25 protein-coding genes, 1 tRNA gene and 2 pseudogenes are annotated in these 26,029 nt (G+C 46.8%); 14 read left to right on the top strand and 14 right to left on the bottom strand.

Going from position 1 to position 26,029, the window contains the following annotated elements; all coding sequences use genetic code 11:
* The first annotated feature begins 74 nt into the window (after window positions 1-74).
* The 6 genes and pseudogenes from aroQ to ICV32_RS01095 all read left to right on the top strand — a co-directional run bounded on the left by aroQ (window position 75) and on the right by ICV32_RS01095 (window position 4,974).
* Window positions 75-536 (top strand): type II 3-dehydroquinate dehydratase, encoded by a 462-nt coding sequence (gene aroQ / locus ICV32_RS01115; RefSeq protein WP_215371179.1) that lies wholly within the window; start codon window positions 75-77, stop codon window positions 534-536.
* Window positions 490-1,032, top strand: coding sequence for an acetyl-CoA carboxylase biotin carboxyl carrier protein (gene accB / locus ICV32_RS01110; protein ID WP_371817062.1), 543 nt, complete (start codon window positions 490-492; stop codon window positions 1,030-1,032). The genes aroQ and accB overlap by 47 nt, the downstream gene beginning before the upstream one ends.
* Window positions 1,033-1,037: 5 nt before the next feature.
* Entirely contained in the window at window positions 1,038-2,405 is a 1,368-nt protein-coding gene (accC, locus tag ICV32_RS01105) for an acetyl-CoA carboxylase biotin carboxylase subunit (RefSeq protein ID WP_215371173.1), read from the top strand.
* 14 nt (window positions 2,406-2,419) lie between these two features.
* Window positions 2,420-3,343 (top strand): annotated as a pseudogene (gene prmA / locus ICV32_RS10020) (50S ribosomal protein L11 methyltransferase); the annotation flags it as partial.
* Window positions 3,344-4,009 (top strand): DUF3426 domain-containing protein, encoded by a 666-nt coding sequence (locus ICV32_RS10065; RefSeq protein WP_371817071.1) that lies wholly within the window; start codon window positions 3,344-3,346, stop codon window positions 4,007-4,009.
* Between the two features lie 8 nt (window positions 4,010-4,017).
* Window positions 4,018-4,974, top strand: a complete 957-nt coding sequence (locus ICV32_RS01095) for a carbohydrate kinase family protein (RefSeq protein ID WP_215371168.1) — start codon at window positions 4,018-4,020, stop codon at window positions 4,972-4,974.
* A 61-nt stretch (window positions 4,975-5,035) separates the two neighbouring features.
* Here ICV32_RS01095 and ICV32_RS01090 read toward each other — a convergent pair whose 3' ends face one another.
* The 6 genes from ICV32_RS01090 to ICV32_RS01065 form a co-directional block, all read right to left on the bottom strand.
* Entirely contained in the window at window positions 5,036-5,422 is a 387-nt protein-coding gene (locus tag ICV32_RS01090) for a histone (RefSeq protein ID WP_215371166.1), read from the bottom strand.
* A 25-nt stretch (window positions 5,423-5,447) separates the two neighbouring features.
* Complete coding sequence (locus ICV32_RS01085) at window positions 5,448-5,675, bottom strand: hypothetical protein (RefSeq protein ID WP_215371163.1); 228 nt, start codon at window positions 5,673-5,675, stop codon at window positions 5,448-5,450.
* An 84-nt stretch (window positions 5,676-5,759) separates the two neighbouring features.
* Window positions 5,760-6,944, bottom strand: a complete 1,185-nt coding sequence (locus tag ICV32_RS01080; RefSeq protein WP_215371161.1) for a ribonucleotide-diphosphate reductase subunit beta — start codon at window positions 6,942-6,944, stop codon at window positions 5,760-5,762.
* A 43-nt stretch (window positions 6,945-6,987) separates the two neighbouring features.
* Window positions 6,988-9,936 (bottom strand): ribonucleoside-diphosphate reductase subunit alpha, encoded by a 2,949-nt coding sequence (locus tag ICV32_RS01075; protein ID WP_215371158.1) that lies wholly within the window; start codon window positions 9,934-9,936, stop codon window positions 6,988-6,990.
* Between the two features lie 223 nt (window positions 9,937-10,159).
* Window positions 10,160-10,954, bottom strand: a complete 795-nt coding sequence (ampD, locus tag ICV32_RS01070) for a 1,6-anhydro-N-acetylmuramyl-L-alanine amidase AmpD (RefSeq protein ID WP_251371883.1) — start codon at window positions 10,952-10,954, stop codon at window positions 10,160-10,162.
* A gap of 2 nt (window positions 10,955-10,956) precedes the next feature.
* The gene (locus tag ICV32_RS01065; RefSeq protein WP_215371156.1) at window positions 10,957-11,802 is read right to left on the bottom strand and encodes an inner membrane protein YpjD; all 846 of its coding nucleotides are present in this window, start codon (window positions 11,800-11,802) and stop codon (window positions 10,957-10,959) included.
* A gap of 20 nt (window positions 11,803-11,822) precedes the next feature.
* On the opposite strand from ICV32_RS01065, the gene ffh reads away from it, so the two are divergent.
* Window positions 11,823-13,205, top strand: a complete 1,383-nt coding sequence (gene ffh, locus ICV32_RS01060) for a signal recognition particle protein (RefSeq protein ID WP_215371153.1) — start codon at window positions 11,823-11,825, stop codon at window positions 13,203-13,205.
* Window positions 13,206-13,208: 3 nt separating this feature from the next.
* Here ffh and ICV32_RS01055 read toward each other — a convergent pair whose 3' ends face one another.
* Complete coding sequence (locus ICV32_RS01055) at window positions 13,209-14,951, bottom strand: proline--tRNA ligase (protein WP_215371151.1); 1,743 nt, start codon at window positions 14,949-14,951, stop codon at window positions 13,209-13,211.
* 63 nt (window positions 14,952-15,014) lie between these two features.
* Here ICV32_RS01055 and ICV32_RS01050 point away from each other — a divergent pair, with 63 nt between their 5' ends.
* Together ICV32_RS01050 and ICV32_RS01045 are read left to right on the top strand one after the other, a co-directional pair.
* Complete coding sequence (locus ICV32_RS01050; RefSeq protein WP_215371149.1) at window positions 15,015-15,560, top strand: RNA pyrophosphohydrolase; 546 nt, start codon at window positions 15,015-15,017, stop codon at window positions 15,558-15,560.
* Window positions 15,557-16,120 (top strand): CNP1-like family protein, encoded by a 564-nt coding sequence (locus tag ICV32_RS01045; RefSeq protein ID WP_215371147.1) that lies wholly within the window; start codon window positions 15,557-15,559, stop codon window positions 16,118-16,120. The genes ICV32_RS01050 and ICV32_RS01045 overlap by 4 nt, the downstream gene beginning before the upstream one ends.
* A gap of 12 nt (window positions 16,121-16,132) precedes the next feature.
* Here the strand turns inward: ICV32_RS01045 and proB are convergent.
* The 4 genes and pseudogenes from proB to rplU all read right to left on the bottom strand — a co-directional run.
* A pseudogene (gene proB / locus ICV32_RS01040) lies at window positions 16,133-16,909 on the bottom strand (glutamate 5-kinase); the annotation flags it as partial.
* Window positions 16,910-16,914: 5 nt separating this feature from the next.
* Window positions 16,915-17,982: an Obg family GTPase CgtA gene (cgtA, locus tag ICV32_RS01035; RefSeq protein WP_215371142.1), complete on the bottom strand. Its 1,068-nt coding sequence runs from the start codon at window positions 17,980-17,982 to the stop codon at window positions 16,915-16,917.
* Between the two features lie 76 nt (window positions 17,983-18,058).
* Entirely contained in the window at window positions 18,059-18,319 is a 261-nt protein-coding gene (rpmA, locus tag ICV32_RS01030) for a 50S ribosomal protein L27 (RefSeq protein WP_215371140.1), read from the bottom strand.
* 14 nt (window positions 18,320-18,333) lie between these two features.
* Complete coding sequence (gene rplU / locus ICV32_RS01025; RefSeq protein ID WP_215371137.1) at window positions 18,334-18,645, bottom strand: 50S ribosomal protein L21; 312 nt, start codon at window positions 18,643-18,645, stop codon at window positions 18,334-18,336.
* Window positions 18,646-18,771: 126 nt separating this feature from the next.
* On the opposite strand from rplU, the gene ICV32_RS01020 reads away from it, so the two are divergent.
* Both ICV32_RS01020 and ICV32_RS01015 read left to right on the top strand, forming a co-directional pair.
* Entirely contained in the window at window positions 18,772-19,776 is a 1,005-nt protein-coding gene (locus tag ICV32_RS01020; protein ID WP_215371135.1) for a polyprenyl synthetase family protein, read from the top strand.
* 10 nt (window positions 19,777-19,786) lie between these two features.
* Window positions 19,787-19,863, top strand: a tRNA-Pro gene (locus tag ICV32_RS01015).
* Here the strand turns inward: ICV32_RS01015 and ICV32_RS01010 are convergent.
* On the bottom strand, window positions 19,864-20,790 hold the full coding sequence (locus ICV32_RS01010; RefSeq protein ID WP_215371132.1) for a reductase: 927 nt from the start codon (window positions 20,788-20,790) through the stop codon (window positions 19,864-19,866).
* Between the two features lie 64 nt (window positions 20,791-20,854).
* Here ICV32_RS01010 and ICV32_RS01005 point away from each other — a divergent pair, with 64 nt between their 5' ends.
* Window positions 20,855-21,622, top strand: coding sequence for a fumarylacetoacetate hydrolase family protein (locus ICV32_RS01005; protein WP_215371130.1), 768 nt, complete (start codon window positions 20,855-20,857; stop codon window positions 21,620-21,622).
* On the opposite strand, the gene ICV32_RS01000 is transcribed toward ICV32_RS01005, so the two are convergent.
* On the bottom strand, window positions 21,623-22,642 hold the full coding sequence (locus ICV32_RS01000; protein WP_215371127.1) for a 2-dehydropantoate 2-reductase: 1,020 nt from the start codon (window positions 22,640-22,642) through the stop codon (window positions 21,623-21,625).
* Between the two features lie 377 nt (window positions 22,643-23,019).
* On the opposite strand from ICV32_RS01000, the gene ICV32_RS00995 reads away from it, so the two are divergent.
* Together ICV32_RS00995 and ICV32_RS00990 are read left to right on the top strand one after the other, a co-directional pair.
* The gene (locus ICV32_RS00995) at window positions 23,020-24,459 is read left to right on the top strand and encodes a sodium:solute symporter family protein (RefSeq protein ID WP_215372460.1); all 1,440 of its coding nucleotides are present in this window, start codon (window positions 23,020-23,022) and stop codon (window positions 24,457-24,459) included.
* Window positions 24,460-24,491: 32 nt separating this feature from the next.
* Window positions 24,492-25,442 carry a squalene/phytoene synthase family protein gene (locus ICV32_RS00990; RefSeq protein ID WP_215371124.1) on the top strand — a complete coding sequence of 317 codons (951 nt, stop codon included), beginning with the start codon at window positions 24,492-24,494 and terminating at the stop codon, window positions 25,440-25,442.
* A gap of 2 nt (window positions 25,443-25,444) precedes the next feature.
* Here the strand turns inward: ICV32_RS00990 and ICV32_RS00985 are convergent, their stop codons facing one another.
* A complete protein-coding gene (locus ICV32_RS00985; protein WP_251371882.1) occupies window positions 25,445-25,942 on the bottom strand; it encodes a methylated-DNA--[protein]-cysteine S-methyltransferase in 498 nt (165 codons plus the stop codon).
* Window positions 25,943-26,029: the final 87 nt, after the last annotated feature.

The following is a 26,029-nucleotide window of genomic DNA, read 5'->3' as shown; positions in this document are numbered from 1 at the left end:
TATACTGCTTCTTACGTTAATTTTCCTGATTTATCGCCAAATTAATCGATATTTTTCAATAACTGTAGCGATCTATGCCTACTAGCCATTCAAATTCCTCTGTTTTACTTCTCAATGGGCCTAATTTAAACCTTTTAGGAACCAGAGAGCCCGAAGTTTATGGGAAAACAACCCTTGAGGACATCACTCGTCGCATGGGCATGCTCGCTAAAGATGCTGGGATTTTGCTCGAGACCTTTCAGAGCAATCACGAGGGTGAGCTGATTGACCGTGTTCAGAAAGCCAAAAAGGACGGCATTGGTTTCATCATTATTAACCCAGGCGGATTTACCCACACGAGCGTTGCTCTACGGGATGCCTTAGCTGGTGTAGCAATCCCATTCATTGAAGTACACCTCTCCAATATTCACCAACGTGAAGAGTTTCGCAAACATTCCTATTTTTCAGATCTAGCCATGGGCGTTATTTGTGGTCTAGGTGCCCAAGGTTATGAATTGGCTTTTGCAGCCATTCAGAACAAACTGGCTTCTCATTAAAAACATTACAACGAGGTTTGGCATGGACTTACGTAAACTAAAAACCCTCATCGACTTGGTCTCCGAATCCGGAATCTCCGAACTCGAAGTGAGCGAAGGAGAAGATAAAGTCAAGATTGTGAATGCGCGACATTCTGGCTCCGTTACAAACGCTCCTGCAGCAACGCCCATGAATACTATGGTCATACCAGCGCCGATCCAACAGGAAATTCCAATAGCTTCTGCTTCTGCCGCTGCCCCAGAAGTCAGTTCAGCGCCTGAGGGTTTTGTGCAAAAGTCTCCAATGGTTGGAACCTTTTATCGCTCCCCCAATCCAGAGGCGCCCGCTTTCGTGAATGTAGGCGATACCGTAACAGTCGGCCAAACCCTCTGCATCATCGAAGCGATGAAGCTTCTCAATGAGATTGAGTCCGAAAAAGCCGGGGTAATTAAACAAATCTTGTGTGAGAACGGTCAAGGCGTTGAGTTTGATCAACCGCTGTTCATCATCGCCTAATCGCCATGTTTGACAAAATACTAATCGCCAATCGTGGCGAAATTGCCCTGCGAATTCAACGAGCCTGCAGAGAGCTTGGAATTAAAACCGTGGTGGTGTATTCCACAGCAGATAAAGACGCAAAATATGTAAAGCTCGCTGATGAGGCGGTATGTATTGGGCCAGCACCTTCAACACAAAGTTACCTTAATATGCCGGCGATTATTTCAGCGGCTGAAGTGACCGATGCTGAGGCGATTCATCCTGGCTATGGATTTCTCTCAGAAAATGCCGATTTTGCTGAGCGTGTTGAAAAATCAGGATTTGCTTTTATTGGCCCAAGACCGGAGTCCATCCGCCTGATGGGCGATAAGGTTTCAGCAAAAAATGCCATGATTAAAGCGGGCGTTCCCTGCGTACCCGGTTCTGCCGGAGCTTTGCCCACTGATAATCCAAAAGAAATTTTGGCGACCGCCAAGCGTGTAGGCTACCCGGTGATCATCAAAGCAGCAGGTGGTGGTGGTGGGCGCGGTATGCGTGTTGTTCATACGGAAGCAGCCCTCATCAGTGCCGTGAATATGACCCGCGAGGAAGCAGGCCGTGCCTTTGGTAACCCCGAAGTCTATATGGAGAAATTCCTTGAGCGCCCCAGACACGTGGAGATCCAAATCTTGGCCGATACCCATGGCAACGCAGTTTGGTTGGGTGAGCGTGATTGCTCCATGCAGCGTCGCCACCAGAAAGTGATTGAAGAAGCGCCGGCCCCAGGCATTGATCGTAAATTGATTGCCAAAATTGGAGAGCGTTGTGCCGATGCATGCAAAAAAATTGCTTACCGTGGCGCTGGTACCTTTGAGTTTCTCTACGAAAAGGGTGAGTTCTTCTTTATTGAAATGAACACCCGCGTTCAAGTCGAGCATCCCGTCACGGAGATGATTACCGGCATTGATATTGTTCAAGAACAAATCAAAATTGCGGCCGGTCAAAAGTTGGGCTTTCGGCAACGCGATATCGTCTTTAAAGGCCATGCTATTGAATGCCGCTTAAATGCCGAGGACCCCTTTAAGTTCACGCCAAGCCCCGGTCGAATTCAGTCATGGCATATGCCTGGAGGCCCGGGCATCCGCGTCGATTCCCATGCTTACAGCGGATATTTAGTGCCCCCGAACTACGACTCCATGATTGGCAAATTAATTGCTTATGGAGCAACTCGTGAACAGGCAATTCGTCGAATGCGTATTGCCCTCTCCGAAATGGTGATTGATGGCATTTTGACCAATGTACCCCTACATCGTGAGCTAATGCTCGACGCAAAATTTGTTGAGGGGGGTACTAGCATTCATTACCTTGAACAGCGCCTTGAGGAGCAATCCGCAACTCGTGGCGAGAAGTAGGCTTTCCTGAGCCAATGCCGTACCGCGAGTTCCAATTTACGGTTGTTGCTGAAATTGCCGAACCCTTGGGGGATGCCCTTATGGAACTCGGGGCACTGTCGGTTTCGGTCGAAGATGCGACGGCAGGTGGCTATGATGAAAACCCCTTGTATGGCGAGCCAGGATTATCGCCAGACGTGCAAGCATGGGATTTATCCGTTGTTAAGGCACTTTTTGATCAAACCCAAGAAGTAAATAAGGAAGAACTCGCCAGCACTTTATTAGAGGCTGGGTTTGCCGTTCAAACCCCTACTGAATCGATTGTGGCGGATCAAGATTGGGTGTCCATGACACAAAATCAATTTGATCCCATTCCGATTGGTGAGCGCATGTGGATTGTTCCCTCATGGCACCCAAAACCCTCTTCACCAGAGGCAATCTGCCTAGCAATGGATCCAGGGCTTGCATTTGGAACGGGTAGCCACCCCACCACTCGACTATGCCTTGAATGGCTTGAGCAATATAGCGCCAGTGGAATCTGTAAAAGCCAAAACCTATTGGATTATGGATGTGGTTCTGGAATTTTGGCAATTGCCGCCAAAAAACTAGGCTTTCAAACGGTTTTTGGTACCGATATTGACCCGCAGGCAATTGAATCGGCTCGTGCGAATGCCAATCAAAACCAAACGGATATTGAGTTTGAACTGCCCGACGATATCGACGTTGCGATTGGGTCCGGGCTCTTTGATGTTGTGATTGCCAATATTTTGGCTAACCCTTTGCAAGTTTTAGCCCCTGCTCTAATCGCACGCGTTCAAGATGGTGGGCAACTAATTCTGTCAGGCATCCTGGAGCGGCAAGCGCAAGAGGTGATTGATTGCTATAAAAACGATATTCCACTCTCAATCTGGAGGGTATCGGAGGGCTGGGTTTGCCTGCATGGTCAAAAACCAGCCTCTATGCCAAATCAGATTTCGAATGCGCCCTTGATTGAGGATGCTGAAATACCGAATCGCGTAATTACTGGTACTATTGTTGCAAAGATTAATCGCCATCGTCCGCAAGCGCTTTTTATTGCCACTGGACTATTTATTACCATCAGCTGCTTCGTTGTATGGAGTCTTTGGCGTATCCCAATCTTGCATTTTTTGGCCCCCAGTGTAGATAAAAACCCGAGCCCGATTGCCTTACATGGCTTTGAGCTAATGCAAACGATGGATCAGGTAATTTGTAAGGTATTGCCTTGCGCTCGAGCTGCCGCAATCGATTTCAAAGCTTGGCGCTTTCAACTTGCTAATCTTGGTATGGATGAAGCGAAGCGTGGGGAAGAAGTGCAATCTATCTTGCAAATCGAGCTACAAAACCGCCTATTGATTTCTGTTGCAATCCCCCATCTCGAACTAACACTAAGCGATGCCGATGAAAATACGATTACTCAAATTCTGATGAGCCCCAGAGAATGGCTCCCAAAAACCTGGCAAAACGCTCACCCTGACTTTGAGCAAACCGGGGCCCCGCCCAAGGAACAATTTAACCTTTCTATTCCCCTGCGACTTCCTGCCAATACGGCAGGCTATCGCTTACGTGTAGCATATCCCTCTTTCACTCAACCACCATCCCTTTAGAGAACTTTATGGCAAGTATTATTTGTGGCTCCATTGCGTATGACACGATCATGACCTTTGAGGGTCGTTTTCAAGATCAAATTCTTCCTGAACAAATTCATATTCTGAATGTCGCTTTTTTGGTTCCCAGCATGCGTAGAGAGTTTGGGGGGTGCGCCGGGAACATTGGCTATAACCTCCAACTCCTCGGCGGCAAACCTCTCATCATGGCAACAGTGGGAGCGGATGCAGATCCTTACCTCTCCCACCTCGAGAGGCTAGGAATAAGTCGCCAGTTCATTAAGAAGCTGGATCAGGCCTTCACAGCTCAAGCGATGATTACTACCGATCTTGCAAACAATCAAATTACTGCATTTCATCCTGGAGCGATGAATGATTCCCACACTAATCGAGTAGGCGACTGTATGGCCCATCTGTCGAATAACGATCGACACATTGGCATCGTCGCTCCAGATGGTCGAATTGGTATGTGGGAACACTGCCATCAATTTTCGCAGGCCAAGATTCCATTCATTTTCGATCCAGGTCAGGGGCTACCAATGTTTAATGGTCAAGAGCTTCTCGAGCTTGTAGATCTCGCCACCTATGTTGCTGTAAATGACTATGAGGGTGAAATGCTTTGCCAACGCACCGGTTTATCGCTTCACGAGCTTGCCAATCGACTTGAGGCGCTAATCGTTACTAAAGGAGCTCAAGGAGCTCAAATTCATGCGCAAGGCAAGGTGATTGACATTCCTGCAGTCCCGGCTGAGAAAATCGCCGACCCAACCGGTTGCGGAGATGCATTTCGGGGTGGTCTACTATACGGTCTTGAAAAAGGTTTGGACTGGGAGACGACTGGACGCTTAGCGAGCCTCATGGGATCGATCAAAATCGCTCACCAAGGCCCCCAAAACCATCAACCAACGCGCGCTGAAATTAGCGATCGCTTCAAAGCTGCTTTTGGGACGGCTATTACCCTCTAAATAAAAATGGGGTCCCGAAGGACCCCATCCAGACTACTTCAACTATCCACCAAGCTGACGCTTAGGGACGGCTGCCTGTAGGAAATGGCCAAGCCGCAGCCGGATTCAACGCAGTTTGCGTTGGAGCAGCAACGGCGGGCTTAGCCGCGGGCTTTTTTACAGAAGCCCCTTTCTTCTTGGCAGCAGGCCTTTTCTTAGCTGCTTTTTTAGCAGGCTTTTTCTTGGCAGCTTTTTTCTTTTTAGCAGCAGGACGCTTTTTGGCTACTTTTTTCTTAGCAGCTTTTTTAGCGGCAGGCTTCTTCGCTGCTTTTTTGGCAGCTGGGCGCTTCGCTGCTTTTTTGGCAGCTGGGCGCTTCTTCGCTGCTTTTTTGGCAGCTGGTTTCTTAGCAGCTACTTTTTTCTTAGCAGCTGGTTTCTTTGCAGCAGACTTCTTTTTGGCGATTGCCATAGTGATTCTCCTTCACGTGTGAGGATTAGAACAAACTACTGATTAAGAAAACCCGACCATGACTCCAAGCTGCGCCTTGCGGTGCACCATGGGAAACGAGCGAGCTATTCATCGGCGCACGGCTTACTACAGGGTGCTGCACGCTAATGAATCCTGGAAAAAAAGCTGCGGCCCTTGCGGGAAGCAGCTTTTCAAAGAGGGTAGAAAAAATTGGGAAGAAGGCCCGGTCACCCTGTTGCAAGGGTTTTCGCATTTTTGCCAGTTTCAAGTGACTACAAATACTAATCAACCGAACTATCTCCTATGTTGCCGGAGGAAGCGCTGGTCTAGCTTTTTGTTACTCCCAATTCAGCGCACCACCGGTTTGATACTCAATTACTCTAGTCTCAAAAAAGTTTCTCTCTTTTTTCAGATCTATCATTTCTGACATCCATGGAAAAGGATTCTCTTCATTTGGATACATTGCGTCAAGTCCTATTTGCATACAACGACGATTACAGATGAAGCGAAGGTAACTTTTGAACATCGGAGCATTGAGCCCAAGCACCCCTCTTGGCATCGTATCCTCGGCATAGCGATACTCCAATTCAACTGCTTTTTCAAAGATGCTCCGAATCTCTTCTTTGAACGCGGAAGTCCATAACTGCGGGTTCTCCAGCTTGATTTGGTTGATTAAATCGATGCCAAAATTGCAATGCATCGACTCATCGCGCAAGATGTATTGATACTGTTCTGCAGCCCCCATCATTTTGTTCTGACGACCCATTGCGAGGATTTGCGTAAAACCAACATAAAAGAACAAACCTTCCATTACGCAAGCAAAAACAATCAGTGAACGCAGTAATTTTTGATCATTTTCCAGTGTGCCAGTCTTAAATGCGGGGTCGGTTAGCACGTCAATGAACGGAATCAAGAACTCATCTTTATCCCGAATCGACGGAACCTCATGGTAGGCATTGAAGATTTCTGCCTGATCCAGACCCAAAGACTCGACAATGTATTGGTAGGCGTGCGTGTGAATAGCCTCCTCAAAAGCTTGGCGCAATAGATACTGACGGCACTCGGGAGCAGTAATCTGACGATAGGTTCCCAATACGATGTTATTTGCAGCTAAGGAATCGGCCGTAACAAAGAAACCCAAATTACGCTTAATAATGCGCCGCTCATCTTCAGTAAGACCATTGGGGTCTTTCCAGAGCGCAATATCACGATTCATATTGATTTCTTGGGGCATCCAATGGTTCGCGCAACCAGCCAAATACTTTTCCCAGGCCCACTTGTACTTAAAAGGAACTAACTGATTGACGTCGGTCGTTCCATTAATCACTCGCTTATCGGCAACGTTCACGCGGCGCTCGGTTGCGTCAGTCGTCAGTTTTGGAGCAGCTTGCACCGGAGGAGCGACCGCAACCTGATCGGCCACAGGAGCAACCTGCACCGGTGGAACTGCCATCGGCGAGGGTGGTGGCACAAACCCCGCTTTAGCAAGGGCTGGTGCCACTTCTTCATCCCAGTTCAACATACTCTTCTCCTAGTTCGTACTTGTTCTATTGTTTTAATTAAGCTTACTGACAGGCTTCACATTCTTCAAATCCTGGGTCTCCAGGACGCATAGTGCAAACCGGACCATCTGCCGCAATCGCACCCGCAGTACTGGCAGCCCCGCTAGAGACCGCATTAAGCTGGCCAGTGGCAACCGTTGATTTCTCAACATGGGTTGCCGCCATCGTCCGCAAGTAATACGTTGTTTTTAAACCCCGAATCCAAGCCAACTTATACGTGTCATCCAACTTCTTACCTGAGGCACCGGCCATATAGATATTGAGCGATTGCGCTTGATCGATCCACTTCTGGCGACGTGAAGCAGCCTCAACCAACCAGCTTGGCTCAACCTCAAAGGCGGTGGCGTATAAATCACGTAAATCTTGGGGAACGCGATCAATTTTGGACAGAGTGCCATCAAAATACTTCAAATCAGCGATCATGACCTCATCCCAGAGTCCGCGATCTTTTAAGTCCCGCACCAGGTAGTCATTGACCACGGTGAACTCGCCAGAAAGATTCGATTTCACAAAGAGGTTCTGGAAGGTTGGCTCAATGCAGGCGGAGACGCCAATAATATTGGAAATCGTGGCGGTTGGAGCAATTGCCACGCAATTGGAGTTGCGCATGCCGTGTTGCTTGATCTGGGCGCGCAAGGCATTCCAATCCATCGTGCTGGACTGATCCACCTCGACATAGCCACCACGCTCCTCTTGAAGCATCTTCAGGGTATCCTGAGGCAGAATGCCGCGATCCCACAATGATCCTTGGTAACTACTATAGGTACCACGTTCTTTAGCAAGTTCACTCGACGCCTGATAGGCATAGTAGCAAACCGCTTCCATCGATGTATCAGCAAACTTAACCGCGGCCTCACTCGCATACGGAATGCGTTGCATGTGCAAGCAATCTTGGAAGCCCATAATTCCAAGGCCGACTGGGCGGTGCTTCATATTGGAGTTACGAGCCTTAGCAACCGCGTAGTAATTGATGTCAATTACGTTATCGAGCATTCGCATCGCAGTCTGAATCGTTTTCTTCAGCTTGGCGTGATCGAGCACCATCTGACCATTGGCATCGGTGGTCATATGGGCGGTGAGGTTGACTGAGCCTAGATTACATACAGCAATTTCAGTCTCATTGGTGTTGAGGGTAATCTCGGTACACAAATTCGATGAATGAACTACGCCCACATGCTGTTGGGGGCTACGAATATTGCAAGGATCTTTATACGTAATCCAAGGATGTCCGGTCTCAAACAGCATCGCTAACATCTTGCGCCATAACTGAACCGCAGGGATTTTCTTCGATGGCTTAATTTCTCCTGCCTCGGCACGTTTCTCATAGGCAATATAAGCTTGCTCAAAAGCTTTGCCATACTTATCGTGTAAATCAGGAGTGCTGGATGGAGAAAACAAAGTCCACTCCCCGTTTTCCATCACCCGCTTCATAAACAAATCAGGGATCCAATTGGACGTGTTCATGTCGTGGGTACGACGGCGATCGTCACCGGTATTTTTACGAAGCTCCAAGAACTCTTCAATATCCAGGTGCCAAGTTTCCAAGTAAGCGCAGACTGCGCCTTTGCGCTTACCGCCCTGATTCACAGCCACCGCTGTGTCGTTCACAACCTTCAGGAACGGGACAACGCCCTGGGACTTACCATTGGTCCCCTTGATATGACTTCCTAATGCACGCACATTGGTCCAGTCATTCCCCAAGCCACCAGCAAATTTAGATAACAAGGCATTCTCTTTAAGAGCCTCATAAATACCATCTAAGTCGTCATCCACCGTGGTTAGGTAGCAGCTCGATAATTGCGAACGCAAAGTTGCTGAATTAAACAACGTTGGGGTGCTTGACATGAAGTCAAAGGTTGAGAGAACTTCATAAAACTCAATTGCACGGCGCTCACGCTCAGGCTCATTTAAAGCCAAGCCCATCGCCACCCGCATGAAAAACGCCTGCGGCATTTCAATGCGGTGATCTTCGATATGCAAGAAATAACGATCGTAGAGGGTCTGGAGGCCTAAATAATTAAATTGCAAATCCCGGTCAGCGTTTAGAGCTGCCGAGATTTTGCTCAGATCAAACTCTAAAAGTCGGGGGTCTAAGAGTTCCGCCTCAATGCCCTTACGAATAAATTGGGGGAAGTAGTTCGGATACTCAGACTGCATATCGCCTTGCAAGACCTCGCGTCCTAGAATCTCCTTACGAATCACATGCATCAATATGCGAGCGGTTACCTGACTGTAAGCAGGATCTTTCTCAATCAAGGTACGGGACGCCAAAATAGCGGAGTCATAGACCTGAGCCATGGGGACGCCATCATAAAGATTCTTGATGGTCTCGGTCATGATGGGGCTAGCATCAATATGGTTACCCAATCCTTCGCACGCTGCCTCAATCACACTGCGTAAGGCAGCCACGTTCAGGGGTTTGCTAACACCGTTGTCATTCACTTGAACGGAAGGCAGGCTTGAGTCTGTAGCTTGTTCTTGGGCAGCACTTTGTTGGGCTGCGCGCTCTTGGTTACGCTTTTCGCGATACAGAACATAAGCGCGAGCAACGTTATGCTCACCGCTACGCATCAAAGCTAACTCAACTTGGTCCTGGATATCTTCAATATGAAACGTTCCGCCATTGGGACGGCTGCGCAATAGTGCACGTACAACGTTCTGGGTTAATTGCTCAACCTGCTCACGAATTCTTGCTGAGGCGGCGCCCTGTCCACCATTCACTGCCAAAAAGGCTTTAGTGACAGCAATTGCAATTTTGGAAGGCTCAAAAGCCACTACCGAACCATTGCGACGAATAATTTTGTAGTCTGAAAGCTGGGTGGTTTGAGCAAGGCCTACGCCACCCGCCACATAGTTGGCGGACGGGGTTTGGGTCAAATTACCTACCGGGCTAACGCCTCCATGACTCATGGTGCCTGCTTGGCCAGCTGCTTGAGGATCGGCGAAGGTCATATTGCTCCTGCTATATATATGTATTTATTGGAAAAAAGACAAATTTGTAACAAAAACACTAGATGTAGTGGTTTTGAATCGTTCTAGATACTAAGTATAGGTAAATATTTTATATTAGGTAAGTCCTTTTTTACAGAATTTATTAGTAATTTCCCTATTTTTGATAGAAATGAAATCTTCAAAAAGGGTGATGTAAGCGTACGCTTACCTGATGAAGAAACTGTTAGCGAGAGTCGACCCCAAAGGGCAATTGTTCCTGACTTAGGTTTGCCAATCGTTGTATTCGAGCCCAATCGAATGATTTCCCGGGGTCTGTCTTGCGATCGGGCGCAATATCGCTATGCCCAGCAAAACGCATGGCCGGAAAATTTTTCTCCAATAAGGCAATTAGTTGGCTCAGTGCCGTGTATTGCTCATTTGTAAAAGCCGATTCCCCATCGCCTTCCAGCTCAATACCGATTGAGAAATCATTGCAGCGCTCCCGCTCAAAAAATTGCGATACACCTGCATGCCAAGCCCGCTTATGAACTGACACCAGTTGAACTAATTGTCCATCACGATCAATCAAAAAATGGCTTGAAACCTTCTGCTGCACAATTTGTTCAAAATAAGGGTGAGCACGAGGATCTAGCTTGTTTTGAAAAAAATCAATAATGTGTCCTCGACCGAATTGACCGGGCGGCAAACTAATGTGATGGATCACCACCAGATCGGGCTCAATTTGGGTGGGTCGCTCATCAAAGTTTGGAGAAGCCCGCCATTGCGCTTTGCCCCACCAACCCTTCTGACTAAGACTATCGCGATGATCGACGCAGCAGTAATAGCGACCATCCCAGGCAATGGCATCCTCTTCGGGCAAGTGAAGATCGCAGTAGGAACAAGAGACCATACGCTTTGCCTTTAGCGGCGGCGGCGCTACTTTAGGCTCTGCCGATTTTTCTTGATCTCGCTTTTTCTTAACCACCAACCACCAATAGGCAAAGCCCAATCCCAAAGCCAGCAAAATCCATTTCAGCAAAATTAGGCTCTCTGCAAAATCACTTCGGCCACAAAGCGGGTACCTGCATAAGTTAAAAGCAGAGCCACAAATCCACCCAGAACCCACCGCACCGCGGTTGGTCCACGTAAACCAACGCGCAAGCGCGCAACCACCAAACCACTAAATAAAAGCCATGACAAGAGTGCAAACACCGTTTTATGGTCAAAAACCAATGGTTTACCGAACAACTCTTGCGAGAAAAATAAGCCTGAGAAAACGGTCATACTTAAAAGTACATAACCGACATAGAGGAGGCGAAACAAAAAGCTCTCCATGGTCAATAATGGCGGCAGACTCTCAATCCAAGTTGGGGCGCCGCCCATGCCATTGGCCATGCCCTTACGCAAAGCACGATCTTGCAGGTTCATTAATACCGCTAGCATTGCTGTTAGGCTAAAAAAGCCTACCGCAAAGGTTGCCACAATAAAATGTGCCTTAAACCAAGGATCAGATACTGCGCGCTGAGAAATGACCGAGCCCGGGAAAAGATCCGGCAAGATTGCACAAAACATCGCCATACTAATGGTCATCAACCGTAAACTTGAAATTGGCAAGAAAAAGCTTTGAATCCAGTAAAAGCTCAATCCCACCCAAGCCATAAGCGACAAATCCTGCGCGAAACCAAACACAAAGTGCTCGCCGTTAAAAATCGACTCGTATAACAAAATTCCGTGAATGATCAAAACGATCAGAATCAGAATTTGGACTAAGCCAATAAAAAACGGGGTTTCAGGGCGCTTTTGATCGCGATAGCCCAAAACAATAATCAGCAAGAGATAAAGTAGGGATGGCAGCCAGCCAAATCCCGAGTAACCTAAAATAGTCATTTCGAAAGTCTAATCGATAAATGCTTGAGAATCTGACCGATCGCCTAAGTCGTGTGGTTAAAACCATGCGAGGGCAAGCTCGCCTAACAGAAAGCAATACCGCGGATATGCTTCGCGAGATTCGTCTCGCTTTACTTGAGGCAGACGTTGCTTTACCGGTTGTTAAGAGCCTGATGGAGCAAATTAAGTTCAAGGCACTTGGTGAGGATGTGGTGGGTAGCCTAACGCCTGGTCAAGCTTTGGTGGGGGTGGTACAACGCGAGCTAACCCTCATCATGGGCGGAGACGAGGAAAGCCGTGGCAAATTAAATTTAGCCACTCAACCCCCTGCGGTCATCCTAACGGCTGGCTTGCAAGGAGCGGGTAAAACAACATCGGTAGCTAAACTTGCCAAATTTTTACAAGAAAAGTTCAAGAAAAAAGTTCTAACGGTGTCGTGCGACGTGTATCGTCCGGCCGCAATCGAACAATTAAAAACCGTCAGCGCTCAAGTTGGAGCCGATTTCTTTCCAAGCTCATCCGATCAAAAACCCATTGACATCGCAAATGCCGCTCTTGATTGGGCTAAGCGCCATTACCACGATGTTTTAATTGTTGATACGGCAGGTCGTTTAGGCATTGATGAGCAAATGATGCAAGAGATCAAATCATTGCATGCCAGTGTGAGACCGATTGAAACCCTTTTTGTTGTCGATGCAATGCTCGGTCAAGACGCCATCAATACGGCACGGGCTTTTCATGAAGCATTGCCTTTGAGCGGCGTCATCCTCACCAAACTGGACGGCGATTCTCGCGGCGGCGCAGCCTTATCGGTTCGTCATATCACCGGGGTGCCCATCAAATTTATTGGTGTTGCAGAAAAGATGGATGGGCTTGAGGCGTTTGATGCAGAGCGCATGACCAATCGCATATTGGGCATGGGCGATATCTTGGCATTGGTTGAGCAAGCCCAGCAAAATGTCGATGTTGAGCAAGCTCAAAAGATTGCCAAAAAAATTCAAAAGGGTGGCTTTGATCTTGGTGACTTCCGGGAACAAATTAAGCAAATGCAAAACATGGGGGGCATGGCTAATCTTCTCGATAAACTACCCAGCCAAATCGCACAACAGGCTAGCAAAGCCAACTTAGGAATGGCTGATAAGCAAATGAAACACATGCAAGGGATCATTGATAGTATGACCCCGCAAGAACGAGCAAAGCCTGAGCTCCTTAAGGCGAGTCGTAAACGACGGATTGCTGCGGGCGCGGGCGTTCAGGTCCAAGAGGTCAATCGTCTCTTGGTGCAATTTGAACAAATGCAAGGGATGATGAAGCAAATGAAAGGCGGCAAGATGGCCAAAATGATGGGTTCGCTTGCCGCTCGCGGAGCCGCCAAAGGGCTTGGCGGGCTGTTCAAAAAGTAGGACTTAAATCAAGTTATTTTTTGCGGTATGGATTGCAGTAGTAATGGTCTGCGCAATTGAGGTAAGCGGAATTAATTGAGCGGCGCTTTCACGTCGCCCCTGAAACTCAACCTGACCCTCTTTAAGACCACGCTCGCCAATCACAACACGATAAGGAACTCCGATCAATTCCCAGTCTGCAAACATGGCGCCTGGACGCTCACCGCGATCATCCAAAACCACATCCACGCCAGCGGCAAGAAGTTCTTGATGTAAATGATTCGCAGCCTCACGAACGGCATCGGATTTATCGTAGCCCACTGGACAAATCACGACCTCAAATGGGGCCATGGAAATCGGCCAAATAATCCCCCGCTCGTCATGACCCTGCTCAATCGCAGCGCCCAATAAACGGGTCACACCAATTCCGTAACAGCCCATCACCATGGCTTGAGCTTTGCCGTTTTCATCGAGATAGGTGCACTTCATCGCCTCTGAATAACGGGTCCCCAGTTGAAAAACATGGCCTACCTCAATACCGCGACAAATCTCGACGGTACCTTTACCATCCGGAGAGGGGTCACCAAGCACTGCATTACGAACATCCGCTACCAGTGGTTCAGGTACATCTCGCCCCCAATTTACACCGGTCAAGTGAAAGCCTTCTGCATTAGCACCGCATACAAAATCGCTCATATTTGCGACTGTCCGATCAGCAATCACTTGGACTGAAGAGGGCAGGCCAACCGGGCCCAAATAACCCACCGGAGAACCGCAAGCCACCTGGATTTCCGCATCAGTGGCAAAGCGGAAGGCGCCCAAGCCAGCAATTTTATTAACCTTGATTTCATTGAGCTCATGATCGCCCCTGAGCAACACCATGAATAATTTAGCGGGTCCGGTCTCTTGATCAACCGCCAACACTAAAGATTTGATCGTGCTTATCAAATCCATCTTAAGAAATTGTGCAACATCCTCGCAACGCTTTTGATCTGGCGTTGCCACTTTTTGCATACTTTCTTTTGGAGTGGCTCGCTGTGCAATGAGAGCAACCGATTCAGCGGCTTCTAAGTTAGCGGCGTAATCCGAATTGGGGCAATAAACAATCGCATCTTCGCCCGTATCGGCAATCACATGAAACTCTTGACTACCAGACCCTCCGATCGCACCATTGTCGGCAGCGACAGCCCGAAACTGTAAGCCCATGCGCTGAAAGATTCGGACATAGGCATCGAACATGAGGGCATAGGATTTTTTCAAACCTGCCTGATCGCGATCGAATGAATAGGCATCTTTCATACTAAACTCACGACCTCGCATAATCCCAAAACGAGGGCGGCGTTCATCACGAAATTTTGTCTGAATTTGATAAAAATTGACTGGCAGCTGCTTATAGCTTCTGATCTCCGAGCGTGCAAAATCAGTAATGACCTCTTCGGAGGTTGGCTGAATTAGGTAATCGCGCTCATGGCGATCTTTAATCCGTAATAACTCGGGTCCCATTTTTTCCCAACGACCCGTCTCTTGCCATAGTTCAGCAGGCTGAACCACTGGCATCAGAAGCTCGATTGCTCCTGCACGATTCATTTCTTCCCGAATAATATTCTCAACCTTTCGAATTACCTTAAGCCCGAGAGGGAGATAGTTATAAATTCCGGCACTTAATTTACGAATAAGTCCAGCGCGCACCATCAATTGATGGGACACGATTTCAGCATCCGCTGGAGCCTCTTTCAGGGTTGCAAGAAAGGTTTGTGAAGCTTTCATGAGTGACTATAATCAAATCGTTGATTTTAAAGGATTAAAGATTAAGGGCTAAAAGGTACGATTATGCTTGACCGCGAGGGCTATCGACCTAATGTTGGTATCGTTCTTCTCAATGCTCGTAACGAAGTATTTTGGGGTAAACGAATTGGACAACACTCCTGGCAATTTCCGCAAGGAGGAATTGCGCACGGAGAAAGTCCCGAAGAAGCGATGTATCGTGAACTTCACGAAGAGGTAGGGCTTTTCCCCCACCATGTCGAAATTATTGGACGAACCCGTGATTGGATTCGCTACGATGTGCCTGAGGAGTTTTTGCGACGCCAAATCAATCACCGTCATCAGCGCGTCGCCTATAAGGGACAGAAACAAATTTGGTTCTTACTCAGAATGCTAGGTCAGGATCATGAAATTCAGCTTCGAGCCACAGGCCACCCTGAATTTGATGCCTGGCGTTGGCATCCCTATTGGATTGAACTTGATACCGTGATTGATTTCAAGCGCGAGGTATATCAACTGGCGCTCTCCGAACTTGCCCGTTTTATCGCCACCACCAACCAAATGCAGCAATTAGTCTGGGGGGCGCCATTGCATGCCTCACATTCATCATGAATAAATCCTGGCTGCTACTCCTTGCTTCATTCACGTTGGTATTAAGCGCCTGCTTCTCTGATCCCTTAGCGGATGGTACCGACCCTTATGCGCCAACGGTTTTCAAAGAGGGTAATACCCTCATGCCTCTCAATCCGCCGAATAAAAAATATTTAGTGCCTTTTTCTGTTTCGCAAACCACAATTTTCAAGTTTGCGGTCGATACCGAATCCATCAAGATTGGGAACGATGGGGTAACCCGATACATTGTTGTTATTACCAATCCCTCTGGCGGTCAAAATGCGTACTTTGAGGGAATTCGGTGTGACACCTTTCAATGGCGCCTGTATGGAACCCTTGAAACCAATCAACAATGGCGAGCCAATCCATTGGGGAGTTGGTTAGCCATTAAAGACAATGTGCCAAATCGATATCAGGCAGCCTTAGCTCAAGGTGCTTTTTGTAATCTAGCAACCCAAGAAAAAAGTTATGCCAAAGTAGTGAAGTCGCTCGATCCCAATAACTTTTTAGGAATCATTGCTCCAGTTGGCTCAGAGGCCGAACTGCCAACCATTCGTTAATTAAGCCTTACTCAACAAAGTTCCAATTGACTCGCCTTGATAGAGGCGTACCAGGACATTGGGTTCACGACCCGAAGCAATGACGGTACTGGCACCGGTTCCTACCGCTGTTTTTGCTGCCAGCACTTTGGTCAGCATTCCGCCTTTGCCTAAATCACTACCAGCACCGCCAGCCATACGCTCCAAAGTGGGGTCGCCCGCAATTGCAAAATCAACCATCGTGGCAGAAGTATCTCTCCGAGGATCGGCGGTATATAGCCCGCCTTGATCGGTCAAAATTACCAAAGCATCGGCGTGTACTAAATTAACGACAAGCGCTGCTAAGCTATCGTTATCCCCAAATTTAATTTCATCGGTGACAACCGTATCGTTCTCATTAATGATCGGAACAACGCCTAAAGACAACAGCGTTTGCAATGTTGCCTTCGCATTTGCATTGCGCTCCTCATTGGCTAAGTCAGCATTGGTCAATAAAACCTGTGCAGTATGCACACCAAATTTAGCGAAGCACGATTCGTAAACTTGAACCAAGCCCATCTGACCAACCGCTGCTGCTGCCTGGAGCTGATGAATTTCTTGTGGACGCTGAGTCCAGGCCAAGCGCTGCATTCCCTCGGCAATTGCTCCGGAACTCACCATCAATACCTGGCAACCTTGCTTTAGTAAAGTGGATACCTGCTCTGCCCATGTAGCAATTGCATTTCGATCTAATCCAGCGCCATTATTGGTCACCAGAGTCGATCCAACCTTCACAACAATTCGTTTTGATTCTGAAATCGTTCTTTTCATCGTGATTACTCGTCTAAAAAACGGGGGTCTTCAGCGCGCTCTTCCTCTAGGTCACGATCTTTACGAAGCCCATCTAAATAGTCTTGAATTCCATAACACAGGCGATCGCAACCTTCGCCCGTAAGGGCTGAGACCTCAAATACGGGACCTTTCCATTTAAAGCGCTTTAAGAAATCGGCAATGATGCGCTCTCGCTCCTCGGGTTGCAGCATATCGACCTTATTCAAAACAAGCCATCTTGGCTTTTGATAGAGGGCTTCATCGTATTTACGAAGCTCATTGACAATCGCCTTAGCGTCAGCAACCACATCGACATTCTCATCAAAAGGGGCAATATCAACCAGATGCAACAGCACGCCAGTACGTTGCAGATGCCTTAAAAACCGATGACCAAGCCCAGCACCCTCGGCAGCTCCTTCAATCAAACCAGGTATGTCTGCAATCACAAAGCTCCGCTCATTGCCAACGCGCACCACCCCCAAATTGGGATGCAAGGTTGTAAACGGATAATCAGCTATCTTTGGGCGGGCATTCGATACTGCGGTAATGAGGGTTGATTTTCCAGCATTGGGCATTCCCAATAAACCCACATCGGCTAAGACTTTTAATTCCAACTTTAACTTGCGGCGCTCGCCTGGCTTGCCATTGGTCTTCTGACGCGGAGCGCGGTTAGTGCTACTTTTGAAATGAATATTGCCCCAACCTCCAACCCCACCTTGAGCAAGGCAAATTCGCTCGCCATGTTTAGTTAGGTCTGCAATTAACTCGTTGGTCTCTAAATCCGCAATCATGGTTCCAACCGGCATCCGCAGCTCGATATCGTCTCCGGCACGACCATAACAATCCGCACCTCGTCCGGGCTCTCCATTTTTAGCAGTATGGGTTTTGGAATACCGATAATCAATCAGTGTATTAATGTTTCGATCGGCAATTGCATACACACTTCCGCCGCGACCACCATCACCACCGTCAGGGCCGCCAAACTCGATAAATTTCTCACGACGCATTGAGGCACTACCAGCACCACCATTGCCGGCAATCACTTCAATTTTGGCTTCGTCTATGAATTTCATAAATAAAAAGGCCTCGCAATCTGCGAGGCCTGTTTCTGTTGATTAACTTAGTTTAAAGAAATCTCAGTCAGGCCGCTTATGAACGAGGCAATACTGAAACTTGCGCTTTCTTCATTGCGCCTTTAACTCCAAACTCGACTTGCCCATCAATCAAGGCAAATAATGTGTGGTCCTTGCCCATGCCAACATTGACGCCAGGATGAACTTTAGTACCACGCTGACGAACAATAATTCCGCCAGCATTGATTGCTTGACCACCATAAACTTTAACGCCTAGGCGTTTTGATTCGGAATCGCGACCGTTGCGTGTTGAGCCGCCGCCTTTTTTCTGTGCCATCTTTCTCTCCTAACTCAGGCCTTAATCGACTTAATCAGAATTTCTGTGTAATTCTGACGATGGCCCTGATGTTTTTGATAATGCTTACGACGTCGCATCTTAAAGATTTTCACTTTATCGTGACGTCCCTGGGAGACCACAGTAGCCATCACAGCGGCACCATTAACCAAAGGATCACCTACTTTAAGCGATGTGCCCTCGCCTACGGCGAGAACTTGGTCAAGAGTAATGTCGCTGCCGATGTCCGCTGGTATCTGTTCTATTTTCAATTTTTCGCCAGCAGCAACTTTATACTGTTTGCCACCGGTTTTTATGACCGCGTACATGGTTAAACCTCTCAAAAAGAACTACAAATAATTGCAAATCAACTTATTTGGCGGCATGATTTCGTTAAAAATCGGTGACTTATAGAAAATCCGCGACCATAAGCTAAGCCAAGTATTATATCTTGGATGAATAACACTGTCAAAAACAATCACTTAGGGCAAATTTTGGCCCCCATCAGCCCTGATTTAAAGGCTTTAGATGAGGTTATTCGCCGTCGACTTGCCTCTGAGGTGGTTCTGATTGACCAAATCTCGTCATACATCATTCAATCTGGTGGAAAACGGGTTCGCCCTGCCCTCCTTCTATTAATGGCCAAGGCCTTGGCTAACGGTAAAGAAACTCCTCATGCTCTAGAGCTGGCTGCAGTGGTTGAATTTATCCATACCGCCACCCTACTCCACGATGATGTTGTGGATGAGTCAACGATGCGTCGAGGTAAGCAAACCGCTAACGCCGCCTTCGGAAATGCCGCCAGTGTTCTCGTGGGTGATTTTTTATATTCCCGCGCTTTCCAGATGATGGTTGCCCCCAATGATATTCGGGTGATGCAAATCCTTTCCGATGCTACGAACACTATTGCAGAGGGTGAGGTCTTGCAACTATTAAATATGAATGATCCCGAGGTAGATGAATCGAGCTACCTCCAGGTCATTCGCTATAAAACAGCAAAATTATTCGAGGCATCTGCTGAGCTCGGTGCGTTAATTTCTCAAGCAAGCGACATTCAACGCGAACTTGCAGCAGCTTTTGGGCGACATATTGGTACCGCCTTCCAACTCATGGATGATCTCCTAGACTACACCGCTGATCCCAATGAAATGGGTAAGAATGTGGGCGATGACTTACGTGAAGGTAAGCCGACTCTACCGCTCATCTTCTTAATGGAAAAAGGTAGTGCTGATCAACAATTGCTTGCTCGGGAAGCAATCTCCCAAAACGAGGAGCTGCCCGATGACGTATTTGACCAAATCCTACAAGGTATTCACTCTTCAGGCGCCCTTGAATACACCCAAGATGCCGCGAGGCGCGAGGTGCACCTGGCCCTGAACACGATTAAAGATTTTCCACAAAACCCAGCCAGCGATTCATTGCGAGCTCTATGCGAGTACTCGCTAATTCGTCAGGGATAAAATAGAAATACGGAATGTAGCGCAGCCTGGTAGCGCACCTCGTTCGGGACGAGGGGGTCGGAGGTTCGAATCCTCTCATTCCGACCACTAACTCCTAACTGTATTTAGCCGAATTTCTTTTGCAGTAAGCCGCGCGCTCTCGGCTTCAGCTCGTAAGGCTTCAATTTCGTGCTTTGCCAAACGTTCGATATTCATATAGTCGAGTTTCCAACGAGGATCATCACTCCAGCGCAGGGTACTTTGAACTGTCGTTCGGGGTCCTGGGGCAATTTCTAACACATCAAGAGCTAAGTTAAAAATGATGGATTGCGATTGCGGATCTTGAGGTCTTGCCGCTGCATTGCCCAAAGGAAAATCATTAAATACAAAACGTGGAACTCCACAATATTCAACAATGTCTTTTGCGGCCCCAACAATCACGGTTGAGAGGCCAGCATTTTCCAAATAACGGGCCAGTAACGAAATGCTCTGATGGCAAATTGGGCAATTTGGGATCAATATCGCAACATCAACCCCATCGGTTTGACACATTTCCAAAATCCGTGGTGCGTCATTTTCTAGGGTATGCCGTTGGCTGCGATTGGTTGGTAAACCGTAAAATCGAGGTGCAAGCTTGGCAATTCGCCGATCCAAAACCGCTTGTCTCGCTGCCTTAAGAGGGAACCAGCAAGCCATCTCGGATAAATTGGCGTGCTGTCGATCGATTCCAACATGCGCAATCCTTAAATCAGGGTCACCAAGCGTAATCATTGCGTAAGGCTCATAAAACTTTGCTTGTGCGTTATAAGGGGCGCCAGGACCTTGATCTCCTTTTGAGGGGTCATATGGAACCGCAGTTGTAATTAAAGCCAACGTTGATGCTTGCAACGGCTTTCGTAAAGGGGTAAATGGCACATTGTTGTAATGTGCCCAAACATACGGGTTGTCATAACCGAGTGCCAGGTAATAAGAGCGTGTCCGTTGCATGTATGGAATTGCGCTGTCAAATTCGGGTGCAAACGACAGTTCTGACATTTTTAGAGTAGCTCAGTGGTAATTGATAAGATCATGGTAATCATAAATACAGGAGAAAGATACTATGGCTCAGTGGCTACGCTACACGCATCAAGGCAATATTGGGTTTGGACAATTACAGGGTGATCAAATTGCTGTCCATACGGGCGACTTATTTGCCAACCCTAAGGCAAGTGGTGAACACCTCAAAGTTCAGGATGTAACGATTGAAACACCATGCGTTCCCAGTAAATTTATTGCCCTGGTGGATAACTTTCATGCCTTGGTAACCAAGCTTGAGCATACCGTTCCGGATGAACCTTTGTATTTCCTAAAAGCAAGTAATTCTTATTTAGCTGCTGGTCAAGTCATACAGGTCCCAAAATCCTATGCGGGTAAGGTTATTTATGAGGGTGAGCTTGGAATTGTGATTGGGACAAAATGCCATGGGGTTAGCGTCGCAGATGCCGCTCAATACATTTTTGGCTATACCTGTGTCAATGACGTGACTGCTGTCGAGATTCTGAATCGAAACCCAGGCTACGCGCAATGGAGTCGTTCAAAGAGCTTTGATACCTTCGGCGTATTTGGACCAACCATTACCACCAATGTCGATCCTATGGGCTTGTCGATCAAAACGATTCTTAATGACCAAGAGCGTCAAAACTATCCGATGAGAGATATCGTTTTTACACCCTCTCAACTAGTCAGCTTAATTTCACAAGACATGACTCTCTTGCCAGGCGATGTGATTGCCTGTGGAACCTCCGTGGGCGTTGGCTCCATGAAACCAGGCAGTCAGGTCAGTATCGTGATCGATGGCGTTGGGCGTCTTGATAATCGCTTCGAATAATTAATACCCGGCGGCTACGGGCAAGATAAGATTCCCCTTAGAATCCTGTACGTTTTGATCTAAGTACTTAGTCAATGCATAAACAGTATTAAGGCAGGGAGTTGGGGTTCCAGTAATTCCACCCAACTCAATCACGGAGCCCAACAAAGCATCGATCTCTAATGAGCGACCAGCCTCCAAATCTTGCAACATGGAGGTTTTATGTTTACCCACTTTTTCAGCTCCAGCAATGCGGCGCTCAATATCGACTCGAAACGTCACCCCAAGTTTTTCAGCAATCGCTTGCGCTTCAGCCATCATATTGCGAGCCAACTCTTTAGTGAGAGGGTAACGGCAAATTCCCTCTAAAGTACCGTGTGTTAAGGCACTAATTGGATTGAATGTGAGATTACCCCAAAGCTTTAACCAAATCTCAGCACGAATATCATCCAAGATAGGCGATTTAAAGCCTGCGGCACCCATCACATCAGAAATCTTCTGGATACGATCTGTCGATTTACCATCGAGCTCTCCGAGGGGAAAACGCACTCCCTCGACATGTCGAATGACCCCAGGTCCTTGCGTAATGGTGGCCGGATAAACAACGCAACCAATAATATTGTCCGGGCTAATGGCACGCATCACAACACCGCCTGGATCAACGGTATCGACCGGATGATCTTTGTACTTGCTATTGAGCTTTTGAAAATACCACCATGGAATTCCGTTTTGCATTGGGATCAAAATGGTATCGGGTCCAAGTGCGGCAACCAAATCATCAATAACGGGCTCCACTTGATGAGCCTTCACTGCCAAAATAATGACATCTTGTTTTGGCAAACCGCGTAAATTTTCAACAGCTTTAACTTTTGCAATGATCGGCTCAGGATGCTCATCGCTTATTAATGCGAGTCCACGCTCTTCAATGGCTCTCAGGGTAGCCCCACGCGCCATCACGGTTACCTCGTTGCCAGAATTTGCTAGCATTACCGCCAGATAACCGCCAATTGCGCCGCCGCCACCAATTACACAGATTTTCATAAACACTCCAATTTAAATAAGATTATTGGCAATGGTACGATATTTTTTAGGGCTATTTGGATTTTCCACAATACTTCGCAGGTCTCAATTCATCCATAAAAATTATTTTTCGCTTTAAGTAAGCTTCTCTCAAGAAAAAAGGTCTACTCTTTTATAAGACTTAAACGCTACTGGTATTTTTGGTAAATTACTAATGAAATGGTATTAACCTAGAACAATAGATTTTGATAGGTTTCAATACTTTAGGCCCCATTTTTGGTTTCATGATGACAGGATGATCCCCACCTATAATCAGGTCTTGCTACTAGATGGGCCTTAATGGGGTGGTCTAAAAACCCTCCGATGATCAATCTATTTTGTCAAAAGAGGACGGTGTGATGCTGCTTTGGTTGGTAATTGCTTATCTCGGCATTTCAATTGCGATTGGTTTATACGGCGCAACAAAAGTACACAATGCCAGAGACTACATTACTGCTGGACGAAATTTGCCCATGGCCTTTGTTCTGGCAATGGTTTTTGCAACCTGGTTTGGAGCAGAGACTGTTCTTGGCATTTCGGCAACCTTTTTGGAGGAAGGATTCAGAGGGCTCATTTCAGACCCTCTTGGGGCATCGGTCTGCTTAATTCTGTTTGGACTGGTATTTGCAAAACCGTTGTACCGAATGAATCTCATCACCCTTGGTGACTATTTTCGATTTCGCTACAACCGCCAAACTGAATTATTAATTTCCATTTGCATTATTGTGTCCTACCTTGGATGGGTATCGGCTCAAATTTCAGCATTGGGTCTTACCTTTAATGTTCTTTCAAACGGTTTAGTTTCAATGAGCGATGGCATGCTCATTGGGGCCGGTGTAGTTTTGATCTATACCCTGTTTGGCGGTATGTGGTCTGTAGCGCTCACAACATTTGTGCAAATGATTGTGATTGTGATCGGACTTTTGCTTGTGGCAAGTAATGCTGCAGATCAAGCAGGCGGTGTTGCAAGTGTTATTGCTAAGGCCAGTGCGGAGGGAAAATTTAATTTCTTACCAAGCCTGGATCCAATTGATATGCTCAGCTGGATTGCAGCTTTGCTCACGATTGCACTAGGCTCGATTCCCCAGCAAGATGTTTTCCAACGAGTCAACGCAGCCAAAAATGAATCGATTGCGATCTGGGCAACCACTTTGGGTGGTGTTGCCTATTTCTTTTTTGCTAGTGTTCCACTTTTCTTGGCTTACACCGCTAATATCATTGATCCACAAATGGTTGAAAAATTTCTTGCCAGCGACTCGCAAATGATTTTGCCGACTCTGATCCTCGACCATATGCCATTTTTTATGCAGGTTGTTTTCTTTGGAGCACTCATATCGGTCATTATGAGCACCGCATCTGGCACTCTGCTTGCACCTTCAGTCACTTTTACTGAAAACATCTTAAAAGGCTTTTATCCTTACATGACAGATAAGCAATTTTTATGGGCAACGCGCATCACTGTATTTGTCTTTACCAGTATTGTGACCTACTATGCGATTGCTACTGAAACTAAAATTCACACGATGGTTGAGAATGCTTACCGCATTACACTTGCTGGTGCATTTGTACCCTTGGTTGCTGGATTATTTTGGAAGAGAGCGAGTGATCTAGGGGCCTTGCTAGCAATTACTTTTGGCCTAATGATGTGGATCTTGCTTGAATTCATGGGGATCGAGGAACCGGTTGAGCCGCAATTAATTGGTTTATTAGCTAGTGCAGTTGGTATGGTTCTTGGCAGCTTTATCGCACCTCGGCTACCAGAGGATAAATCAAACCATTCAAACAAAGTCCGGCATTAATTAGTTAATTCTCTTCGAAAGCCAAATTGCGCATGCCTGTTTTATCTGCTGATGAGCTTTATCAACGCTCAATTCTGGAGTCGGTATCTAGAACATTTGCGCTCACCATTCCATTATTACCCCCAAATCTTGAGAAAGTAGTTGGCAATACCTACTTACTCTGTCGTATCGTAGATACAATTGAGGATGCACCCGGTATCGATGCAATAACTAAACAAGACCTATCCGCGAGCTTTGTAAAAACGGTTCTAGGTGAGCAAAATCCCAAGCAATTTACTGAGCAGTGTGCCATTGCTTTATCAGGGCACAACAATCAAAGTGAAAAAGATTTAATCCAAAATATCCCACGGGTACTTCGCGTACTAGAAACTTGCGATGTGCAACAGCGCCAAGCCGTCGCTCATTGCATACAAATAATGTCTGACGGTATGAGCTATTTTCATACCCGACAAAATCCTCTCGGCCTGGAAAATTTAGCCGAATTTGAAAAGTACTGCTATGTCGTTGCTGGGGTTGTTGGTGAAATGCTAACTACTGTATTTGCACTGCACTCACCTAATTTTTCCAAGGCCATTGCCCAACGAGAATACTTAGCGATTTCTTTCGGTCAAGCCTTACAAATGACCAATATTCTCAAAGACTCCCCAGAGGATCGAGAACGTGGGGTTTCATGGAAACCAATTGGTGTTAGTGATACGGATTTACTCGTGATTGCCCACCAAAAACTTGAAGATGCTCTTCATTACATTCACTGCATTCCGAAATCAGAGCTCGGAATCCGTCGCTTTTGTTTTCTTGCCTTTGGCTTAGCAGTACTAACGCTAAAACAAATTGCACTACGTCATCATGGCTATAGATCAATTGAAGCAAAATTGACTCGGTCACAGGTAAGCCGTTTTTATCTTTTTACTAAATTTGCGGTTCACAGTGATTGGCTATTAGACATCTTTTTTAGAGTCCAAGCTAGATCGCTAAAAGCGTAGTCCTAAATTGCATGTTCGTGCTTTAACAACCATTGTTTAATTCTTAGATAAGGTCCCTTAGCCTCGCCCATAAAACCGCCAATACCTGATTTTGATAGGACGCGGTGGCATGGAATAATCAGTGGGTAGTGGTTCGAGGCGCAAGCGCCCCCAACAGCTCTTGGGGCAGACTTGATCTGATTGGCTAGCTCTCCATAGGTCATGGTTTTCCCGACTGGAATGGATTCAATCTTTGCCCAAACATTTTGCTGAAAAACACTACCTTGATTTTTTATTGGTAGATCAAACCGTGAATTAGGATTATCAAAGTAACTCTCAATTTGCTCTTTTGCGTTTTTTGCTAATTCGTTCAGAGGTCGACTGGGTTGATCCAAATGACTCAAGTATTGAACTTGAGTAATCATTAAGGACTCATCAATCATTTCTGTGCGAATACCCAATCCCCCAAACGGGGCACGTATCAAGCAATACTCAACATGAATCTTCAAAGTTGACCGCAAAAATTCCCCTTTCTGACACCTAAATCAATTTACCCTGATAGTCCAAATAATCAGTATTTGCTATATTGCTTATCTGTACTTTTCTTG

Source organism: Polynucleobacter sp. MWH-UH24A (genome assembly GCF_018687475.1).
Lineage (GTDB): Bacteria > Pseudomonadota > Gammaproteobacteria > Burkholderiales > Burkholderiaceae > Polynucleobacter.
The sequence above is the reverse complement of the archived record's forward strand: the minus strand, read 5'-3'. Positions and strand labels throughout refer to the sequence as shown.

Excerpts from the sequence above, each read along its gene's own strand:
- accC (WP_215371173.1), top strand. The coding sequence starts at position 1,038 with ATGTTTGACAAAATACTAATCGCCAATCGTGGCGAAATTGCCCTGCGA.
- ICV32_RS01000 (WP_215371127.1), bottom strand. The coding sequence starts at position 22,642 with ATGAAAATCTGTGTAATTGGTGGCGGCGGCGCAATTGGCGGTTATCTG.
- ICV32_RS01075 (WP_215371158.1), bottom strand. The coding sequence starts at position 9,936 with ATGACCTTCGCCGATCCTCAAGCAGCTGGCCAAGCAGGCACCATGAGT.
- ffh (WP_215371153.1), top strand. The coding sequence starts at position 11,823 with ATGCTTGAGAATCTGACCGATCGCCTAAGTCGTGTGGTTAAAACCATG.
- cgtA (WP_215371142.1), bottom strand. The coding sequence starts at position 17,982 with ATGAAATTCATAGACGAAGCCAAAATTGAAGTGATTGCCGGCAATGGT.
- ICV32_RS01005 (WP_215371130.1), top strand. The coding sequence starts at position 20,855 with ATGGCTCAGTGGCTACGCTACACGCATCAAGGCAATATTGGGTTTGGA.
- ICV32_RS01065 (WP_215371156.1), bottom strand. The coding sequence starts at position 11,802 with ATGACTATTTTAGGTTACTCGGGATTTGGCTGGCTGCCATCCCTACTT.
- ICV32_RS01055 (WP_215371151.1), bottom strand. The coding sequence starts at position 14,951 with ATGAAAGCTTCACAAACCTTTCTTGCAACCCTGAAAGAGGCTCCAGCG.
- ICV32_RS00995 (WP_215372460.1), top strand. The coding sequence starts at position 23,020 with ATGCTGCTTTGGTTGGTAATTGCTTATCTCGGCATTTCAATTGCGATT.
- aroQ (WP_215371179.1), top strand. The coding sequence starts at position 75 with ATGCCTACTAGCCATTCAAATTCCTCTGTTTTACTTCTCAATGGGCCT.
- ICV32_RS01020 (WP_215371135.1), top strand. The coding sequence starts at position 18,772 with ATGAATAACACTGTCAAAAACAATCACTTAGGGCAAATTTTGGCCCCC.
- ICV32_RS01090 (WP_215371166.1), bottom strand. The coding sequence starts at position 5,422 with ATGGCAATCGCCAAAAAGAAGTCTGCTGCAAAGAAACCAGCTGCTAAG.
- ICV32_RS10065 (WP_371817071.1), top strand. The coding sequence starts at position 3,344 with ATGCCAAATCAGATTTCGAATGCGCCCTTGATTGAGGATGCTGAAATA.
- ICV32_RS01045 (WP_215371147.1), top strand. The coding sequence starts at position 15,557 with ATGAATAAATCCTGGCTGCTACTCCTTGCTTCATTCACGTTGGTATTA.
- rplU (WP_215371137.1), bottom strand. The coding sequence starts at position 18,645 with ATGTACGCGGTCATAAAAACCGGTGGCAAACAGTATAAAGTTGCTGCT.
- ICV32_RS01080 (WP_215371161.1), bottom strand. The coding sequence starts at position 6,944 with ATGTTGAACTGGGATGAAGAAGTGGCACCAGCCCTTGCTAAAGCGGGG.
- rpmA (WP_215371140.1), bottom strand. The coding sequence starts at position 18,319 with ATGGCACAGAAAAAAGGCGGCGGCTCAACACGCAACGGTCGCGATTCC.
- ICV32_RS01010 (WP_215371132.1), bottom strand. The coding sequence starts at position 20,790 with ATGTCAGAACTGTCGTTTGCACCCGAATTTGACAGCGCAATTCCATAC.
- ICV32_RS00990 (WP_215371124.1), top strand. The coding sequence starts at position 24,492 with ATGCCTGTTTTATCTGCTGATGAGCTTTATCAACGCTCAATTCTGGAG.
- accB (WP_371817062.1), top strand. The coding sequence starts at position 490 with ATGAATTGGCTTTTGCAGCCATTCAGAACAAACTGGCTTCTCATTAAA.
- ICV32_RS01050 (WP_215371149.1), top strand. The coding sequence starts at position 15,015 with ATGCTTGACCGCGAGGGCTATCGACCTAATGTTGGTATCGTTCTTCTC.
- ICV32_RS01085 (WP_215371163.1), bottom strand. The coding sequence starts at position 5,675 with ATGCGAAAACCCTTGCAACAGGGTGACCGGGCCTTCTTCCCAATTTTT.
- ICV32_RS01095 (WP_215371168.1), top strand. The coding sequence starts at position 4,018 with ATGGCAAGTATTATTTGTGGCTCCATTGCGTATGACACGATCATGACC.